The following is a 19,270-nucleotide window of genomic DNA, read 5'->3' on the forward strand; positions in this document are numbered from 1 at the left end:
TCATCAGCTTTCGACCAGAAAGACGTCATCGACGGGCAATTGCATGGCGGTGACCAGATGGTTGGTCTGCGCCGCCATGCCGATGATCGTCAGCAGTTCGGCGTGTTGTTCTGGCGTCATGCCCTTGGCCTTTGCCGCGGCGGTGTGGGAATGCACGCAATAGGTGCAGCCATTCGCGGTCGAGACGGCGACATAGATCATTTCCTGAACCGCCGGGGGCAGGGCGGTCTCGCCGGTCATCACGGTCTTCAGGTTGTCCCAAGTCCGCGCAAGGGACGCCGGATCATTGGCCAGCCCGCGCCAGAAATTGTTGATGAAGTCGGTCTTGCGCGTCGCGCGAATGTCGTCGAACACGGCCTTCACTGCGGGGATCGCGTCGGCTTCGGCATCGCTAAGAAGTTTTACGGTTGCCATGTTTTTCTCCTATATTTCAGGCTTTTGCCCAATCCCAATACAGCTCGCGTGCTTTGCGTGCGATCGGCCCAAAGGGCAGTTCGCGATCATCAAAGCCGATCACCGGCACCACTTTCGAGATGTTCCCGGTCGAGAAGATCTCATCCGCGCTGCGGAAATCCTCGATGCTCAGGGTTGTCTCGTGAACGCTTACACCCGCGTCGCGCAGCAGGGCAATGACCCTTTGGCGGGTGATCCCGTTCAGGAATGTGCCGTTGGGCATCGGCGTGAACGCCTCGCCGTCGCGCGCCATGAACACGTTGGATGTGGCCAGTTCCGCCACATTGCCATTCGCATCGCAGCACAGCGCATTCTGATACCCTTTGGCCTGGGCTTCGCGCACCATGCGGGCGTTGTTGGCATAGAGGCACGCGGCCTTGGCGTTGACCGGCATCACCTCCATCGTGGGGCGCCGGAACTTTGTGGTGGTGATGGTAAAGCCGGTGGGCTGAACCATAGGCATTTCCTCAAGGCACAGGGCAAAGTCGGTGCTTTCGGGTTTGGGCGGCAGCACCCCGGCGTCGCTTTCTTCGGCCCAGTACATCGGCCGGATATAGATGTCGGTGCCCGGGGCAAACTTGTTCAGCCCCTCATAAGTCAGCGCCTCGATTTCGCCACCCGACAGGGTCGGCACAAGGCCAAGCGCGCGGGCGCTGTCATTGACGCGGGCGCAGTGACGATCAAGGTCGGGGGCTACGCCGTCGAACAGGCGCGCGCCGTCGAACACAAGGCTGCCAAGCCATGTCGCATGTGAATCTGCCCCAAGGATGCGGGTGTCACCCTGATGCCAGTCGCCGCGATAATAGGTCCATATGGTCTTTGTCATTAGCTCTTCTCCTTCAGGCCGTTAGCGAACCGCTTGCTTTGGTGCGGGCGTCAGTGAACGGCGGCATACATGATTTTCTCTTCCGTGGCCTCGGCGGGCGACAGTTCTTCGACGATGCGCCCTTGGCGACAGACCAGAATGCGGTCCGACAGGTTCAGGATCTCGGGCAGATAAGAGGACACCATCACCACCGCGAGGCCAGCATCGGCCAGTTCGTTGATGATCTGGTGGATCTCGGCAATCGCGGCCACGTCGACGCCGCGCGTCGGTTCGTCAAAGATCACGATGCGCGGTTTCTGGACCAGCCCTTTGCCGATCACCACCTTCTGCTGGTTACCACCCGACAGTTCGACCACCTGCGCCTCGGCGTTGATGGTCTTGATGTTCAGGCGTTTGCCCCATTCTTCGGCCAGCGCGCGAATGTCACTGGTGCGGATCACGAACCCGTCTTCCTTGTCCGCCGCCAAAAGTCCGCCGAACAGGTTTTCCCCGATCGACATCGTCTCGAAGATCCCTTCGGATTTGCGATCTTCGGTGACATAGACGATGCCGTCGCGCACCGCCTCGGCCGGGGTGTAATAGCGCACCGGCTTGTCATCGAGCGTGATGGTCCCGCCGCGCAGGAAATCGCGTTTATCGATGCCCGCCACAATCTTGAAGGTTTCGGTGCGCCCCGATCCGATCAGCCCGAACACCCCGGTGATCTGCCCCTCGAACACGGAGAATGCCGTGTTGCGCACCATTGCGCCCATCGAGATATCCTGCACCGACAACACCTTGCGACCGGGTTTGCGCAGCTGTGTTTCATCCCGGTGGCGATAGATTTCGCCCGACAGCGTGCGCCCGACCATGGCGGCGATGATGGTTTCGCGGTCAAACTCGGAGGTCGGGCCGCTAGCCACCTTTTCGCCGTCGCGCAGGATGGTGATGCGGTCGGAAATCTGCAGCGCCTCTTCCAGCGCGTGAGAGATGAACACGATCGAAACGCCATCGGCCTTGAGTCGGCGCAAAAGCGCAAAGAAATGGCGCTTTTCTTCGGGCGTCAGGGTGGCGGTCGGTTCGTCAAAGATGATGACCTTGGCCTTGTGATGCACCGCCCGCGCGATTTCGACCATCTGCCGTTTGGCCGCGCCCAGCGTTTCCACCATCGCGGTGGGATCGACGGCAAAGTTGAGCGATTGCAGGAACTGCTGCGCCGAGATGTAGGTGCCGCGAAGCCGGTTCAGGAAATTCTCGGACCCGAGATAAAGGTTCTGCGCCACCGTCATCGAGGGCACGAGGCTGGTTTCCTGAAACACCATCGCGATTCCGGCATGAAGGGCCTGGTTCGGGCTGGCAAATTGCACCTCTTTGCCCAGATAGGTCAGCTTGCCCGAGGTCGGGCTGACGACCCCGGCCATGACCTTGGTCAGCGTTGATTTCCCGGCGCCGTTCTCGCCAAGCAGGGCGTGGATCTCGCCCTCGGCAATGTCGAAATCGACGTTCTTCACAGCCGGGACGCTGCGATAGTTCTTGGTGATCTGCTCCATTTTCACGACGGGGTTCATGTCCTGTCCTCCGCTGTCAGGATGCAGTTGCCGCCGCGCGCGGCGATCACCGCCCGGCCTTGATGTTCGATCACGCTGCAGGTGCCGTGACGTTTGCCATTGGCGCGGCTGTGCAGGCTGAAGGTCGGGGTCATGTCGGGGGCAAGGCGCACCACCAGCCCGCAAGAGCGGCTGGGGGACCAGGCCTTGTGCACCCCCATCGTGCGAATTCCGCCGCATTGCAACGGTTCGAGAAAGCTCTCTCCCGAGGCAAAGGCCGGCGCGATCCAGTAATCACGCGGCACGCTGGCCATCATGTCGAACCGATAGTGGGTTTCCTGAAGAACCATTTCGATCAGCCGGTTGCGCGGTGCAAAAATCGCCAACCAGGCACCGCCGTCAGCGCTGGCCGCAAGCCGGGCGGGATAGCCCGGCAGATGCCGCAGAACCGGTTTTACCGTGCTGCCCTCGACCCGGACCAATTGGTGCCGCCAGCTTTCGCTGACCAGACAGCCCTTGGCATCGGGCAAAAGACCAAAGGGCCATGCCAGTTTTTTCGCCATCACCTTGAAGCCCGCACCGGGCGCGCGCCGCCAGACCGAGCCGTCGGCGTTCTTTTCCATCAGATCGGCAACCCAGCCCGACACCGGGTGCCGGTCGGAGCCGTTGGCAAGCCACAGCGCCCCATCCGGGCCATAGGCCAGCGCCGTGATGCAGGTGACTCCCTTGGGCAGGGACACGGGTGTGCCGTTCTCGCTTAGGGTTCCGTCCTCCAGCGCGATGGTCAGCGTACAGTCCGGGGCTGCCGCCAGCGCGGTGATGGGCGAGGCAAAGCTCTGCACCGTTTCCGGGGCCGCGTCTGCCCGGATCTCGATCAGCGCGGTGCCGCTTGAGGCCAGCAGCCGGTCGCCCAGGGCGCAAAGATTGTCGGCCTGCGGCAGTTCGGCCAGAACCGGGGTTTCGTCCAGCACGGCATTGGGGCGAAAGGCGCCATCCATCGGCGGAATGGTGATCGCACGGCCGCGAAACAGTTCGAGGATCGGATCAAAGATCATTTGGACGCCCCCCAGTAGGAGTCGTTGGAGGTCCACCCCGTGTCGGCTCCGTCGATCTTGTAGCGACCGATCCGGTTGTTCAGGATGCCGCCGATGAACAACTCGCCCTTGTGCTCGCGCATCGAGGTGACCATCGGATGCGCAAGGCCGGTCAGATCGCCCATGGTGTGAAGGATTTCGCCCTTGTCGTTGAACTTGACCACGCCGCCGGTGTTGATGTTGGGAAACAGCCAATCATCTTGCGGCAACCGGCGCGCCATGCGTTTGCGCATGGCCGGGTGGCGCAGCGACAGGTCAAAAGAGGGGGTGCGCATGCCAAGCCACGCCATCCAATAGGTGCCATCAGAGGCGCGGTTGATGTTGTCGGGATATCCCGGCATGTCGCGGATCACGCATTCTGCGGTGCCCGCTTTCGGCCCCTCCAGCCAATAGCGGTGAATGCGGCAGGCCCAGCTTTCGCAGAAGAACAGCGACTTGTTGTCATGTGCCATCGTCACGCCATTGGTATAGCGATAGCCGTCAAGCAGCGTCTTGGTGCTGCCGTCGCTGGGATCAAACACCAGCAGCCGCCCGGTGGCGCGGTTCTCGATACTGTCGAGCGTCCATTCATGCGCGTCGTAGCGTTTGGTCGAGTCGGTGAAATACACCTTGCCGTCGGGCGCGATGTCCAGATCGTTGGGGTCGCGCAGGCGGGCATCATCCACGATGGAGGTGAACGACCGCCGGGTTTCCGCCGAAAGCTGGGTCACGGTCCGGTCGGGTGCAATCTGATACAGCCCCATCGCGCCGACACATGTCAGAAGATTGCCATCGCGGTCAAACGCGAGCCCAAGGGGAAAACCACCGATATGGGCGAACACCTCGGAGCGGGTGTAGTCAGGGGCGAAAAAGCGTACGATCTCGCCGTGTCTTGTGCCGCAGTACAGGTGGTCGTCGCGGTCGAGGATGACATCCTCGGGGCCTTCGACCTCGCCCAGCCCGATATGTGTGGCCCCGGACAGTTCGCTGTTCAGCGCGTATGGGGTGCCAGATCCCGGAACCGCCGAGGGGGCCTCGCCCATGCGCAGATAGACCGGCGCCACATAGACCTCGTTCAGCACCTTGTGGCGGTTCTTCAGCCAGCGGATGTCGATGGTCACGGCGACGGCCAGCAGGATGCCCAGCACCATCTGGTTGGTGCCGGTGCCATAGCCCAGCCGGATCAGCCCGTTGGTCATGACCATCACGATGATGGCCCCCATGATCCCTTTGACAACAGACCCACGCCCGCCGCCAAGGCTGTTGCCACCGACCACAGCCGCCGTCAGGGCAAGGATTTCCAGCCCATGCCCGGTGCCGGGACCGGCCCCTGACAGCCGTGTCGCGATCAGGAAACCGGCCGCAGCAGCGCACAGACCGGAAAAGACATAGGTCATGAAGACCGTCTGGCGCACCTTGATGCCCGCGTTATGGGCAGAACGGCGCGAGCCGCCGACCGCCAGAACATGCCAGCCGGGTCGCGACCGGGTCAGCGCAATATGGGTGACGATGGCCAGAACAAGGGCTGACAGCACTGGTACCGACAGGCCCAGAATGGTGCCATCGCCGATGAAATCCCATGTGTCGGACGACGCCATCGACATCTGGATTTTCGAGCCGAAGTTGACGACCAGAATATCATAAAGCGCGCGCCCGATGATGAAGGTCACCAGCGTGGTGATAAAGGCGCGCAGCCGCAGGAACCCGATCAGATAGCCGTTGATCGCGCCAAAGGTGGCGCCGGTCGCCATCGAGGCGGCAAAGGCCAACCAGACCGGTTGCTCGAAGATGAACACCATGGACACGGCGGAAAACGCGGACAGCGCAAAGATAGATCCGACCGCAAGGTCGATGCCACCGCCCAGCATGACCACGGTCAAGCCGGTGACAACAAGGCTGAATTCGCCCAGCTGGCGGGTGGATTCCTGCAGCGAATACAGCTTGAAAAAGCCCGGAATGGCGCTGCCAAAACTTGCGACGACAATCACCAGCGCAAGGAAGGGGATCGCATTGTCGGTCCATCGCTTGGTCAGGATTTCGCCGATGACGTGATCAGGCACAAGGTTATAGCGCCACGCCTGCAACTGCTCGCGGAATGTCATCGGGGCTCCATCGGATAAGGGGGAGAGGGGGCAGAGGGGGGAAGCGGCCAGATTTGATCCGGCCGCTTCATAAGATGCTCGGGGGTCCGAGATCAGTTTCCGTTCATGGCCTGCAAGGCTTTCAGGTCCCAGCAGCTGTCCGGCTTCAGATCGTCTTTGGTGGTCGCATCAAGCAGCGTGTAGATATAGGGCGAAGAGGTGCCCGGTGCCTGACCGCTTTGAAGCAAGTATTTGACGAGCGTGACCATGTTGTACGTTTCTTGCGCCAGATTGGTCATAACCACGGCGCCATAGGTGCCGTTTTCGATCATGTCACAATCGGCGGCCTGTTCGCCGCCCCCGGTGGTCACAAGGAACACCTGATCCTGCATGCCGGCGTCGCGGATCGCGGCGGCGGCACCGGATGCGTCGCCATCCCAGAAGTCGATGACCGCGCAGATGTCCGGGTGCTGTTGCAGCATTGTGGTGGTCACGTTGCGCGAGGTGGTCGCATCCCAGTTGGAATCCGGTTTGGCCACAACCTCGAACGCGGGGTTGGCGGACAGAACATCCATGATGCCGGCATATTGGAACAGGCTGGTCGCATTGACCTGATCGCCCTGCACCAGACCGATCTGGCCCGACGATCCCTCACCACAGCCCTCGATGGCGGCTTCTGCTTCAAGCCGGCCAAGCTGGGTCCAGTCGCTGCCGACATAGGCATCCGGTTTGAAGTTGGCGGGGTTGTCGACCAGAATCACATAGATCCCGGCTTTTTGCGCCCGCTTCAGCAGCTTGGAGTAGGAGTTCATGTCCGGCGACATGACGATCAGCACGTCCGGTTTTACTTCTGACGAGATCGCCTCGGTGATGGCCTGTGCGCCGGCCTCGACGCTCCAGTTCGGGTCGCGGGTCTCGAAGACACCGCCAAAGGCCGTGACCTCGTGCTCCAGAATGGCGGCCCACCCCTGTGCAAGGTCAAAGCCCATCGCCATCGGCACCAGCAGAACACGCTTGCCGCTCAGCGCCTCGGAATAGGTCATGGGGCCCGGATCCTGCGCCACGGCAGGTACGGCGGTGAGAGTGGCCGCAGACATGGCGGCGGCGGTCAGAAACGTCCGTATCATCTTCATAGCTCAGTCCTTTTCCTGTTGGTCTTGTTTTTCGTTTGTTGTTTTTTCGGCTTTGACGGGGTCAGATATCGCCTTGCTGGGCGGTCTGCTCGTCACGCGGGTTCAAGAGCCCGTCCATGATGATCGCGAGCAGCAGGATCGTTGATTTGATCAGGTTCTGATACAGCAGCGGAATGTCGACGATGGTCATCGCATTCAGCATGATGCCGATCAGTGCGGCGCCCACCAGCACGTTGCGCACGCCGCCCTTGCCGCCGGACAATCCGATGCCACCGATCACGGTGACCAGCACGATGTCATACAGCAGTGTTGAGTTGACGACGCGGGTGTTGATCGAATGCAGGCTAGCGGCGGTCAGCAACCCGGCGGTAAAGGCGGTCAGCGCCGACACCACATAGCGCAACACCAACATGGGCCGCACCGGCATGCCGACATTGCGCGCGGCAATCGGGTTGTCGCCGGCGTAATAGACGTAGCGCCCCCATTTCGTGTAGCGCAGGAACAGGAACATCGCGCCGGACAGGATCGCAAAAAGAAAAACCTCGATCGGAATGCTGGCAAAGCGCAGCCCGCCCAGCATGGCGATCCAATGCCCCTCGGGCACCGGCACCGCGTCAGAGCTGATCAATTGCGAGCGCACATAGCCGAAAACGAACGAGCCGCTGGCCAGCGTCACGAAAATGGCGGGGACATCGGCATAGGCAACCAGAAACCCGTTCAGCAAGCCAATCGCCAGCACCCCGGCGAACACCAGAAGCAGCGCGGTGTGATCGGCCATGCCATCGCCCAAAAGCTGCAGATACCAAGCCACCGACATGGCCATGATCGCGACCATCGAAAGGTCGATCCCCCGCCCGATGACAACCACCGACATGCCGAGGGCGAGGATCCCCAGAACCGAGATCGAGCGGACGATCGAGATCAGGTTCGGGGCGGAAAAGAAACCGGGAAGCGCGACCGAGGCGGTGGCGAAAATCAGCACCGCCACGACAAGGACAATGCGTTCCTGATTGAGGTCTTTCAATCGGCTCAACCAGTTGCTTTCCATGTGTGCCCAACAGCCTCTTGATCCCGTCGCAACCCCGGTTCGGGATGCATCCGAGGCAGCCTAGCAACCAATAAACCAAGGCGTCCAATGAAAGTTTCGGTCTGTAAATCATTCCATTAAGGAATGATTAGGGGCACGAACGGCCTAAACAATGTGCAGATGTCCGCGGAGCGCTGAATTTTCTTCCATCAGGATGTGATCGCGCAAGGACTCGATGAAACGGCGCCCGTATGACGGCAGCGCGGCGCGGCTGTCGGTCATGGCGCAAATGTCGAACCGGATCGGTTCGCCGCGCAGGGTGATCGGTCGGCTGACCAGAGAACGACCCGCAAGACTCGCCGAAGATGGCACCACGGCGATGCCATTTCCCCCTTCGGCCATCGCGAACAGGGTGTGTGGTGATGTGCTTTCCATCAGGATCCGCGGCACCATCCCGGACAGGCGACAGGCGGCATCAAAGACCTCGCGCGAAGCGTGGCGTCCGTTCAACGTCAGGATCGGACCCTCAAGCAGATCGGCGATCTCGATCGGGCCACGGGTGTCGGGCAGGAAGTCGGGGGTGGCGACAGCAAGGAACCCCAATTCGCCAAGGCGCACCGCCTCGAAAGGGTCGAGGGCGGCGGTTGGCATGGCGCTGATCGTCAGGTTGACGGTGCCGGCCTGCAATTTCTCGGCAAGTTCCGGGCCGCCGCCGTCTTCAAGGCGCACATCGATGCCGGGGTTGGCAAGGCGCCATTCGCCCAGGAAACGCGGCAAATACCGCTCGATCAACTGCGAACAGGCGCCGATTTTCAGCAATCCGCTTTGACTGCGGGCCAGATCATCGGCGAAAGACCGCAGATCTCGATCCGCCACCAGCACGCCGTTGACCTTGCTCAACAAGGCCTCGCCCGCCGCTGTCAGGCGTATATTGCGCCCCGATTTTTCGAATAACCTCAGACCAAGCGACTCTTCCAACCCGCGGATCTGACGCGACAACGCCGACTGTGTGATGTTCAGGCGCTGGGCTGCCAGCGTGATGTTGGCAAGCTCTGCTGCGGTGACAAAGCCAGAGTATATGCGAATGTCCATGTCTTTGGTCCCCGGTGCGATTTGGAAAAGCTAAGGACGCCTTGGGCCAGATGTCAACGGAGGGGTGGCATGACCATCCCGCCCGTTCTGCCAGTCGTTGGCTGGAAGAGGCGGGCAAGAGACGGAGTGAGGTCGATCACCTTCAAGGATCGGGATGGGGTGTTAGTCGACGATGAAGGCGCGGCAGCCTGTTTCGCTGTGCACCGCATGGGCCGCATCGCCGAAATCGGAGACGCAGAACCCCATGCCCGGCGTCAGGCGGGTGTCGCGCCCGTCTTTGAGAACCACGGTCATCTCGCCAGACAGCACATAAAGGACGTGCCCGCGGTCGCACCAATGATCGGCGATATAGCCCGGCTGGTAATCCACCAGCCGCACCCGCAATCCGCCCTGCTCGAAGCTGCGCTCTTGCGCGACGCTCTGCTCTCCGGGGACTTCCAGTGGCGGGAGAGCGGTCCAGTCAAGCGCGGTGAATGTCATGGGGGGAAGTTTCATGCTGTGTTGCGTTCCTTTCCGGTGGCCACGTCGCTGGGCATGGCATCGGATTCGAGGAGCTTTGGCCCATTGGCTATCTTCCGGGCAAGGGTGAAGAACGTCTCGCGCTCCGCGTCGGTGAGGGGGGAGAACAACTCGTCTTGTCGCTGCACCGAAATGGCCCGAATTTCGTCCAGCAGCTCTTCGCCGGCGGGCGTGGCAAAGAGACGTTTCTCGCGCCCATCGGTGGTCGAGGTCTGGTGCCGGATAAGCCCCCGTGTCGCAAGCAGCGAGATCGCGCGGCTGATCGTGTTCTGCGGACGCGGAAAAAGATGCGTGATCTCCTTCGCGCGTATGCCGGGAAACATGACGATCGAGAACAGCGTGGACCATGCTTGCACGGGAAACTGATACCGGCGCTCGATATAGCGGTTCGTAACCGCGTTGTTACCCAAGACGAAGTAACTCACGACCATGAGATGACGCAGGTCGGAGTCGAAAATCGTGTTCAGCTTGTTTTTTGTGCTCATAGCTTCCTGAAAACCCCAGAGGCGGCGGGTTCGTCAAGTCCTGTCCAGAATCTTCTTGCTAGAAAGATCCATTTGGATCAATCTTTCTTCATCTCGACTTGGAGGCGATGAATGATTGTTTTGGGCGTTGACGTTGGCGGGACCTTTACCGACCTGATCCTGGCCGATCTAGCGAAACAGAAACTGACGATCCACAAGACCCCATCGACGCCGGCCAATCCGGCGATCGGTGTCGTTACCGGTCTGCGGGCGATCTGTGAAAAGGCCGGCATCAAGGTTTCAGATGTCGACAGCCTGTTTCACGGCACCACCGTGGGCACGAATGCGATGCTGGAACATGATGGCGCGGTGACCGGTATGATCACCAACGACGGGTTTCGCGACGTGCTTCATATTGGTCGGCACCAGCGGCCGCAGCACTATTCGATCATGCAGGATCTGCCGTGGCAGAACCGGCCGCTGATCCGGCGGCGGCATCGTCACACTGTGGCCGGTCGGCTGGACGCGGCGGGCGTCGAGTTGGTGGCGTTGGACGAGGATGCAGTTCGCGCCGCAGCGCGCGAGTTGACCGCGCAGGGCGTCGAGTCGGTGCTGGTCGGGTTTCTGTTCTCTTACGTGAATCCGGCGCATGAACGCCGCGCGGCCGAGATCGTGCAGCAGGAGATGCCGGAGGCCTTTGTCACGACCTCGTCGGGTGTGGCGCCGCAATTCCGCGAGTTCGAGCGTTTTACAACGGCGGCGATGTCCGCATTCATCGGCCCAAAGGTCCGCCGCTATATCGAGGAGCTGCAAGCCGAACTTTCTGCCCAGGGCCTGAAGGGCGAACTGCATGTCATGACCTCCAGCGGTGGGGTTGCCACCCCCGAGATGATTGCCGAGAAACCGGCCTCGACGCTGTTGTCCGGCCTGGTGGCCGGGGTGCGGGGTGGAGCCTGGATCGGCACGCACGCGGGCACAGATCGGCTGATTACGCTCGATATCGGTGGGACGAGCGCCGATATCGGCATCGTCGTGGATGGCAGGCTGACCGAGGCCGATACCCGCAGCGCCTCGATCGCGGGATTCCCGGTGATGCTGCCGATGATCGACATTCACACCATCGGGGCGGGGGGCGGCTCGATCGCTTATCTGGACCGCGGCGGCGCCTTTCGCGTGGGACCGGAAAGCGCCGGTGCCGATCCGGGGCCGGCAGCCTATGGCAAGGGGGGCGAGATGCCCACCGTGACGGATGCAAATCTGGTTCTGGGTCGTCTTGCGCCGCAAAACTTTCTTGGCGGTGACATGACGCTGGACGTCGAGGCGTCGCGCCGGGTGATCGGCAAGCTGGCCGCGCAACTGGGGCGCAGCCCGGAAGAGACCGCCGAGGGTGCGTTGACGGTGCTGAACTCCAACATGGCCAACGCGATCCGGTCGCGCACGGTGCAAAAGGGGATCGATCCGCGCGACTTTACGCTGTCCGGCTTTGGTGGCGCTGGTCCGCTGCATGCGGCCGAGGTTGCGGGTATGCTGGGGGTGCAGCGTGTCCTGATCCCGCCGCATCCCGGCATCACATCGGCGATGGGCCTGCTTACCGCGGATCTGGAATACCACGCGCTGCGGACCGCCTTTGCAGTCAAGGGCAGCATTGATCATGGCCGCCTGACCGGTCTGTTCGACGACATGCAGACAGAGCTGTCGGACATCTTTGACCGCGACGGCGTGCCGGTCGAAAAGCGCCGGATGCTGCGCGAGGGCGATCTGCGCTATGTCGGCCAAGGCTATGAGCTGAAGATCGACGTGCCCGACGGACCGCTGGACGAGGCGGCGTTGCAACAGGTCTGGCAGGCCTTCCACGAGCGCCATCGCGCGGAATACGGCCATGCCTTCGAGGCCGCGCCGATCGAGATCGTGACGGTCAAGCTCCGCGGTTTGGGTGAGGTCGAAAAGCTGGGCACACCGCCCGAGGCAAAGGGCTCGGTCGCGGCCAGCCCGGTGGGGCAGGGGCATTGCGTGTTCCGGGTCGATGATGTGCTGAAAAGCTTTGAAACCCCCTATTACGACCGCTCCGACCTGCCGGTCGGAGAACGGATGCAGGGGCCGGCCATCCTGTTGCAGACTGACAGCACGACCATGGTGCCGCCGAACTGGAGCTTTGAGGTGGACCGCTTTGCCAATGTCGTGATGACCCGAGACGAGGACTAAGGAGAATGCAGATGCAAACCCGCGTTGATCCGTTTCTCGCGGCCGTGATTCACGGCGCGTTAGAGAACATCGCTATCGAGATGGGCCACAAGCTGATGCGGATGAGCTATTCCAGCATCATTCGTGAAAGCGAGGATTTCGGCACCGCGCTTACGGATGCCACCGGGCGGCAGCTGTGCGAATGCGCCATGTCCACACCGCTGCAGTCCGGGCCGATCCCCGGCTATATCGAGGGTATTCTGCGCGAGCTCGAGGCCCGTGGCGATGCCGTGCATCCCGGCGATGTCTTCATGCACAACGATGCCTATGGCGGCGCTTCGCACGGGCCGGATGTCGGTTTCGCCGTGCCGATCTTTCATCACGACAAGCTGGCCGGGTTCTCGGTCACCACGGCGCACCATCTGGATATCGGGGCCTCGTCTCCTGGCAGCTGCGGCATTGTCGATGCGGTCGATTCCTATGCCGAGGGGCTGCAATTCAAGGCTGTGCGCGTCTATGACGCCGGAAAGAAGGTCGAGCCGGTCTGGCAGATCCTGCGCTCGAATATCCGCATCGCGGATCTGGTCGTCGGGGACATGGAGGCGCAGGTCGCCGCCGCGCGGATTGGCGCGGACCGGTATTCGGCACTGCTTGATCAATACGGGCTTGAAACGGTGACCGGTGCCTATGAGGATCTGCTGGATTACTCTGAAAAACTGATGCGCGACGCCATCGCGGCGATCCCCGACGGCAGCTATAACGCGCGCACCTACATCGACGGCTATCTCGACAGCGACGATCCCGCGTTGAAGGATCTGCCGATCGAGGTGACGTTGACGGTGACGGGCAGCGATGTGCTGGTTGATCTGACCGGCACCGCGCCGCAGACGCCGAACAAGCCGATCAACATGCCGCTGGTGGGGACGGTGGATTGCGCCGTCTGGCTGACGTTGCGCTCGATCCTGCTGGACAGTGACACCTATGGTGCGATCCCGCAGAACAGCGGGCTGACCCGCCCGATCACCATCCACGCCCCCGAGGGGTGTCTGGCGAACCCGATCTTCCCGGCGCCGGTGATCGCCCGGTTCTGCCCCGGCAACGCGCTGGCTGACACGGTGATGAAGGCCATCGCGCCGGCGGTGCCGAGACAGGTCAGCGCCGGGATCGGAAATTTGCGGGTCATGGCCTTTTCGGGCCAGACCAAAGCGGGCCCTTGGGTGCATATGGAGATCATGGAGGGGGCCTATGGCGGCCGCTATGGCAAGGACGGCATGGATGCCGTCGATACGCTTTATGCCAACACCCGCAACAATCCGGTTGAGGATATCGAAAGTCATCTGCCGCTGCGCGTGCTGAACTATGAACTGCGCGAGAACGTGGCCGGGGCCGGGCAATGGCGTGGTGGCATCGGTTCGATCCGCTCATTTGAACTTCTGGAAGACGGGGCGGTTTCGGTCGAAGGCGATGGCCAGAAGTTCCGTCCGTGGGGCTTTGCTGGCGGTCGCGACGGGTCGCCCGCCAATGTCGATCTGGTGCATGCAAATGGCCAGAGCGAGGCGTTGCCGTCGAAGATCCCCTATCGCCAGATCGCCAAGGGAGATCGGCTGGTTGCCTATGGCCCTTGTGGTGGCGGCTATGGCGATCCGTTCACCCGCGCGCCCGAGGATGTGCTCGACGACGTGCTGGATGGGCTGCTGCATGTCGATACAGCGCGCGAGGACTACGGTGTGGCGATCTTGGACGGCTGCCGTCTGGATCTGGAGGCCACCGAAAAGCTGCGTGCAAGCCGGTAGTCCCGGCTTGCATGACACCCAATTAAAATCAAACCAACAGGGAGACTGCACAATGACAAAGATGTTCAAGGGAATGGGGCTGGTGTCAGCCTTGATGATGGCCTCGGCTCTTCCGGCTCTGGCCCAGGACGACCCGGCTGCCGCAGCGATGGTCAATATCGAGGCCTATTCCGGGATCCCCGAATTCACACCACCGGGAGATCCGTTCGACGCGCGCGCCTGCATGGAGGGCAAGTCCATCCTGACGGTTCCGGCGTCCAGCGCGATCCCCTTCATCAAGACGATTGCCGATGGCAAGGATGCATTGGCCAAGGAGTTGGGGTTCAAACACGCGCAGTGGGAAAACCAGGGCAACCCGACCCAGTGGATCCAGGGCATGAATTACGCCGCGAACAACGGCTTTGACGTGGTGTCGCTGCTGGCCGGGGCTGACCCGCGCTTTTTCGAGCCGCAGGTGAAGATGGCGCAGGCCGCCGGGGTCAAGGTCGTCACGTCGCACCTCACCGGGCTGGAGATTCCGGGACCGGCGGGGGTCGATGCCAATACCGCCATCGACTATAAACAGGCGGGCAAGTTGATGGCCGACTGGACCATCACGCAGACCGACGCCAAGGTGAATGCGCTGATCCTTGTCTCGAACGAGGCACTTTCGACCGACAGTCTGGTGGAGGGTCTGACGGAAGCTTTCGCCAAATGCCCGGATTGTACCTATGAGATCGTCAACGTGCCGATCGTGGACTGGGCGACGCGCATCCAGCCTACGGTGCAAGGAAAGCTGCAGGCGAATCCGGACATCAACTATGTGATCCCGATCTATGACAGCATGTCCTCTTTCGTGACCCCGGCCATCGCCATCTCGGGCAAGCGCGACACGGTCAAGGTCGCAACGTTCAACGGCACGCCCTTCGTGCTTGACCTGGTCCGCGACGGCACGGTCGAGATGGATATCGGCGAAAATCTGGACTGGATCGCCCATGCGATGCTGGATGCCGAGATGCGGCTGATCTGCGGGCTGGAGCCGGTGACAGACAGCAAGGTGCCGCTGCGAGTCTTCTCCGCCGAGAATATCTCCGAGGTGGGCGACCCGGCGGATGCGTCCAAGGGCTATGGCGACGCCTATGTCGAGGGCTATCGCAAACTGTGGAACGTGACGAAGTGAGCCAGACGGTCATTCCACGTCTGGCCATTAAGGGTCTGACCAAGACCTTTGGGGGGGTCCGCGCGCTTGATAGCGCGGACCTCACTCTTCTCCCGGGCGAGGTACACGGGTTGCTCGGGACCAACGGGTCGGGGAAGTCGACACTGATCAAGGTTCTGTCGGGCTTCCATGCGCCGGACGAGGGGACGCTTGAAATCGACGGGCGCCCGGTTGCCCTGCCGATGCCGCTCGGGCGGAGCGAAGCCCACGGGCTTGCCTTTGTGCATCAAAACCTCGGCCTGTTGCCCGAGGCCACGGCTCTTGAAAACCTGATCGCAGGGGATCACGAACGTCTCAATTCCTGGCGGATCAACTGGCGGGCCGAAGCCGAACGCGCCCGCAAACTTTTCGCCGAACATCACCTCAAGCTTTCCCCACAGCAGGTCGTCGCCGATCTGTCGCCCGTGCAGCGGGCGCAACTGGCCATCGTGCGGGCGGCGGACCGGGTGCAAGAACATCGAAGCCACGGTGTTCCCGGCATCCTGGTGCTTGACGAACCGACGCCGTTCCTGCCGCAGGAGGACGTGCGCGAGTTGTTCGCAATGATCCGACGGCTGACCGCGCGCGGTGTCTCGATCATTTTCGTGAGCCACGATATCGACGAGGTGCTTGAGGTCACCGACCGCTCGACCGTGCTGCGCGACGGCAAGGTGATTGGCACCTATGAGACTGCCGCCACCAACCGGGCTGATCTGGTCGAGGCCATCGTTGGCCGCGCTGTCGCAGCGGATCGCCGCGTTTTGGCGCTGTCGCCGGCTGCGCCGATCGCCGAGGTGCGCGGGCTGAGCGGAGAGATCTTGAAAGATGTCGCCCTGTCGGTGCAGCCGGGCGAGATCCTGGGGCTGACGGGGCTGATCGGCGCCGGGCATGACGAGGTGCCGATGCTGATCGCAGGGGCCCGCGCGGCCAGTGCCGGGCAGTTGTCACTCAACGGCCGCACCTATGACCTGAACCAGATGGCACCCGCGGACAGTATCGCGGCGGGCATCGCGCTGATCCCGGCTGACCGCCAGACCGCCGGGATTGCGCCGGATCTGAGCCTGACCGAAAACGCGGTCCTGCCGCTGTTGCGTGGCAGCCTCGCGATCAACCATCGTCGCAATCGCAGGATTACTGCGGATGTGATGCGCAAGTTCAGCGTCAAGGCATCCTCGCCGGATCAGCCGGCTGCGGAGTTGTCGGGCGGCAATCAGCAGAAACTGGTGCTTGGAAAATGGCTTCAGCTTGAGCCGCGACTGGTGCTGCTGGATGAGCCGACGCAGGGCATCGATGTGGGCGCACGCCAAGAGATCTATGACCACCTGCTGGCCCTCTGCGCCGCTGGCGGTGCGGTGATCTGCGCCACGTCGGAATTCGAACAACTGGAAATTATCGCGCACCGGGTTCTTGTCTTTGACAGGGGCCGGATCAAGGCGGAACTCAAAGGGGCTGACGTGACCAAAGCAGCAATTGCCAAGGCCTGTTATGAAGTGGCGGAAGAACATGCATAAAAGCGATCTCAGCTATCAACTGGAACGGTTCGGTCTGGTCATCGTGTGGCTGGCCTTTATTGCGCTGTTTGGCGCTCTGCGGCCCGATACCTTTCTGACCTGGTCGAATTTCTCGACCATTTTCGGCTCTGAAGCGGTTCTCGTGATCGTGACGCTTGGGCTGATGATCCCGCTGACAGCCGGCGATTTCGACCTCTCCATCGCGCAGATCGTGACGTTGGTGTCGATGACGGTCGCCATTCTGGATGCGCGGATGGATTTGCCGCTGGCCTTGGTGTTGCCGCTGGGGTTGGCATTGGGGGCCTTGATCGGTCTAATCAACGGGGCGATCACGCTTTATTTCCGGGTTCACTCGCTGATCGTGACGCTTGGTGTCGGCACGTTCCTGCATGGCATCACCCTGTGGATTGGCAATTCGCAAACCATTTCCGGTGTCTCTCCGATCCTGATGGAATGGGTGATCATCCAGCGTGTGTTGGGGGTGCCGATCGCCTTCTACTATGCCATCGGGCTGGCGATCCTGATCTGGTATATGCTCAGCTATACTGCCTTTGGTCAGCAACTGCTGTTCACCGGCCGGGGCCGCGAGGTCGGGAGGTTGACCGGGGTCGCTGTGGACCGGGTCCGGCTCGTGGCGTTTGTGCTGTCGGGGGTTCTGGGGGCATTCGCGGGCATTCTGTACACCGGCACGACCGGATCGGCGAACCCTAGCTCGGGTACGTTCCTGTTGCTGCCGGCCTTTGCCGCCGCATTTCTGGGCTCGACCTGCATCCGTCCTGGGCGGTTCAACCCCTGGGGGTCGGTCATCGCGGTCTATTTCCTGGTGACGGGGATCAACGGGCTGTCGGTTCTGGGGTTCCGCACCTTCGTGCAGGATCTGTTCTATGGTGGGGCGCTGGTGTTGGCGGTGATGATTTCGCAACTGGTCTCGGGTCGCAAGGATCGCGGGCTTTGAGCGGCGTGGCACACCCGCGCCGGAGCAACGCACCGCATGTGAACGCCGATCGTCTCTGGTCACGTCATATGGAACTGGCCCGGGTCGGTGTGGTCGAGGAGGTCGGCAACTGTCGGCTGGCCCTGTCGGACGAAGATGGCACCGTGCGGGACATGTTCGCCGGGTGGTGCCGGGAGGCCGGGCTGACCCTGCGCTCGGATCGAGCGGGCAACATGTTCGCCCTGCGGGCAGGGCGCGACCCAAGCCGTGCGGTGGTCGCCGCTGGCAGCCATCTGGACACCCAGCCCCATGGTGGTCGGTTCGATGGTATTTCCGGCGTGCTGGCCGCGCTGGAGGCGATCGAGGCGTTGAACGATGCCGGGATCGAGACCGAGGCGCCGCTGGCCGTGATAAACTGGACCAATGAGGAGGGGGTCCGCTTTGCCCCCGGCCTGTTGGGCTCGGCCTGGTTTGCGGGGCGGATCGCCGACGAGACGCTGGACAATATCGTGTCGGCTGATGGGGCGCGCTTTGCCGACGAGGTTGCGCGCATCGGGTGGCGCGGCGACATGCTGCCGGTGGATCTGACGCTCGATTCCTTTTTCGAGCTGCATATCGAACAGGGGCCGGTTCTCGAAAGGGCTGGCGCGCAGGTCGGGGTGGTCACATCGGTGCAGGGTCTGCGTTGGCTGGATGTGGCAATCACCGGGCGCGATTCCCATGCCGGCACAACACCGCTGGATCTGCGCAAGGACGCATTGCTGGCGGCGGGGGCGATCTTGGTCGCGCTGCGCCGGACCGGGCTTGCCGCGGGGCCCGATGCGCGGGTCAGCGTCGGGCGTCTGGCCACCGCGACGGACGGCCCCAGCACCATCGTTGGCCATGCCGATCTGGTGATCGACATCCGCCATCCCGATCAGGGCGCGCTGGACCGGCTGGCGCGGGATTGCGCCGAAGCCTGTTGCACCGCCGCCGCCGAATTTGACTGCGAGGCCGAGGTGTCCGAGCGGTTCGCCATCCCGCCGCAGCTTTTTGATCGCGACTGCGTCGCCCTGGTCGAGACCGCGGCCCGGGCGCTGGATCTGGATTATCTCAGGTTGCCCAGTGGTGCCCTGCACGACGCGGCCAATATCGCGGCCCTGACGCCGACGGCGATGGTCTTCGTGCCGTGCCGTGACGGGATCAGCCACAACGTTCAGGAATATGCGGCACCCGAGGATCTGGCCGCAGGCGCGGACGTGCTGCTGCACGCCATGCTGGAAAGGGCCGGGATCGTCAGCCGGCCGGACGGGCAGGGTTAACAGGCCCGGGGCAGGCAGCGCCCGCCCTCCCAGATACGCCTCGCTCGACCTTGTCGATACCTGCGCGCGCTGGCGGAAATTTCGTTTTGCCTCAATTGGGACTCTGTTGCACAAATTGGATTGAGGATTCATCCCTTGAATCCAGCGTGATAGCTGGGAGGCATGAGCAGACCGACATC

Annotated in this window: 16 protein-coding genes; 6 read left to right on the plus strand and 10 right to left on the minus strand. The window is 62.2% G+C overall.

Annotated elements, in window-relative coordinates; translation table 11 throughout:
* Positions 1–3 precede the first annotated feature (3 nt).
* From E1B25_RS07780 to E1B25_RS07825, 10 genes are all read right to left on the minus strand, one after another.
* On the minus strand, positions 4–414 hold the full coding sequence (locus E1B25_RS07780; protein WP_132828206.1) for a carboxymuconolactone decarboxylase family protein: 411 nt from the start codon (positions 412–414) through the stop codon (positions 4–6).
* 16 nt (positions 415–430) lie between these two features.
* Positions 431–1,279 (minus strand): branched-chain amino acid aminotransferase, encoded by an 849-nt coding sequence (locus tag E1B25_RS07785; protein ID WP_132828207.1) that lies wholly within the window; start codon positions 1,277–1,279, stop codon positions 431–433.
* Positions 1,280–1,329: 50 nt separating this feature from the next.
* Positions 1,330–2,826 (minus strand): sugar ABC transporter ATP-binding protein, encoded by a 1,497-nt coding sequence (locus tag E1B25_RS07790; protein WP_132828208.1) that lies wholly within the window; start codon positions 2,824–2,826, stop codon positions 1,330–1,332.
* Positions 2,823–3,860: a hypothetical protein gene (locus E1B25_RS07795; RefSeq protein ID WP_132828209.1), complete on the minus strand. Its 1,038-nt coding sequence runs from the start codon at positions 3,858–3,860 to the stop codon at positions 2,823–2,825. The genes E1B25_RS07790 and E1B25_RS07795 overlap by 4 nt, the downstream gene beginning before the upstream one ends.
* Complete coding sequence (locus E1B25_RS07800) at positions 3,857–5,980, minus strand: ABC transporter permease (RefSeq protein ID WP_132828210.1); 2,124 nt, start codon at positions 5,978–5,980, stop codon at positions 3,857–3,859. Before E1B25_RS07800 ends, E1B25_RS07795 begins: the two co-directional genes overlap by 4 nt.
* A gap of 92 nt (positions 5,981–6,072) precedes the next feature.
* Entirely contained in the window at positions 6,073–7,092 is a 1,020-nt protein-coding gene (locus E1B25_RS07805; RefSeq protein WP_132828211.1) for a sugar ABC transporter substrate-binding protein, read from the minus strand.
* 61 nt (positions 7,093–7,153) lie between these two features.
* Positions 7,154–8,125 (minus strand): ABC transporter permease, encoded by a 972-nt coding sequence (locus E1B25_RS07810; RefSeq protein WP_245510644.1) that lies wholly within the window; start codon positions 8,123–8,125, stop codon positions 7,154–7,156.
* Positions 8,126–8,284: 159 nt separating this feature from the next.
* Entirely contained in the window at positions 8,285–9,211 is a 927-nt protein-coding gene (locus E1B25_RS07815) for a LysR family transcriptional regulator (RefSeq protein ID WP_132828213.1), read from the minus strand.
* Between the two features lie 162 nt (positions 9,212–9,373).
* A complete protein-coding gene (locus tag E1B25_RS07820) occupies positions 9,374–9,706 on the minus strand; it encodes a DHCW motif cupin fold protein (protein WP_132828214.1) in 333 nt (110 codons plus the stop codon).
* On the minus strand, positions 9,703–10,215 hold the full coding sequence (locus E1B25_RS07825) for a MarR family winged helix-turn-helix transcriptional regulator (RefSeq protein ID WP_245510645.1): 513 nt from the start codon (positions 10,213–10,215) through the stop codon (positions 9,703–9,705). The genes E1B25_RS07820 and E1B25_RS07825 overlap by 4 nt, the downstream gene beginning before the upstream one ends.
* Positions 10,216–10,326: 111 nt before the next feature.
* Between E1B25_RS07825 and E1B25_RS07830 the strand changes: the two genes are divergently transcribed.
* The 6 genes from E1B25_RS07830 to E1B25_RS07855 are packed head-to-tail and all read left to right on the plus strand — an operon-like array spanning position 10,327 to position 19,091.
* Entirely contained in the window at positions 10,327–12,396 is a 2,070-nt protein-coding gene (locus tag E1B25_RS07830) for a hydantoinase/oxoprolinase family protein (protein WP_132828215.1), read from the plus strand.
* Positions 12,397–12,407: 11 nt separating this feature from the next.
* Positions 12,408–14,168, plus strand: a complete 1,761-nt coding sequence (locus tag E1B25_RS07835) for a hydantoinase B/oxoprolinase family protein (protein ID WP_132828216.1) — start codon at positions 12,408–12,410, stop codon at positions 14,166–14,168.
* A 52-nt stretch (positions 14,169–14,220) separates the two neighbouring features.
* Entirely contained in the window at positions 14,221–15,327 is a 1,107-nt protein-coding gene (locus E1B25_RS07840) for a sugar ABC transporter substrate-binding protein (protein WP_165937579.1), read from the plus strand.
* Positions 15,309–16,856 carry a sugar ABC transporter ATP-binding protein gene (locus tag E1B25_RS07845; RefSeq protein WP_165937580.1) on the plus strand — a complete coding sequence of 516 codons (1,548 nt, stop codon included), beginning with the start codon at positions 15,309–15,311 and terminating at the stop codon, positions 16,854–16,856. Before E1B25_RS07840 ends, E1B25_RS07845 begins: the two co-directional genes overlap by 19 nt.
* Positions 16,849–17,811: an ABC transporter permease gene (locus E1B25_RS07850; protein ID WP_132828219.1), complete on the plus strand. Its 963-nt coding sequence runs from the start codon at positions 16,849–16,851 to the stop codon at positions 17,809–17,811. Before E1B25_RS07845 ends, E1B25_RS07850 begins: the two co-directional genes overlap by 8 nt.
* 5 nt (positions 17,812–17,816) lie before the next feature.
* The gene (locus tag E1B25_RS07855; protein ID WP_245510661.1) at positions 17,817–19,091 is read left to right on the plus strand and encodes a Zn-dependent hydrolase; all 1,275 of its coding nucleotides are present in this window, start codon (positions 17,817–17,819) and stop codon (positions 19,089–19,091) included.
* Positions 19,092–19,270 lie beyond the last annotated feature (179 nt).

This window comes from Antarcticimicrobium sediminis (assembly GCF_004348975.1).
GTDB classification, from domain to species: domain Bacteria; phylum Pseudomonadota; class Alphaproteobacteria; order Rhodobacterales; family Rhodobacteraceae; genus Antarcticimicrobium; species Antarcticimicrobium sediminis.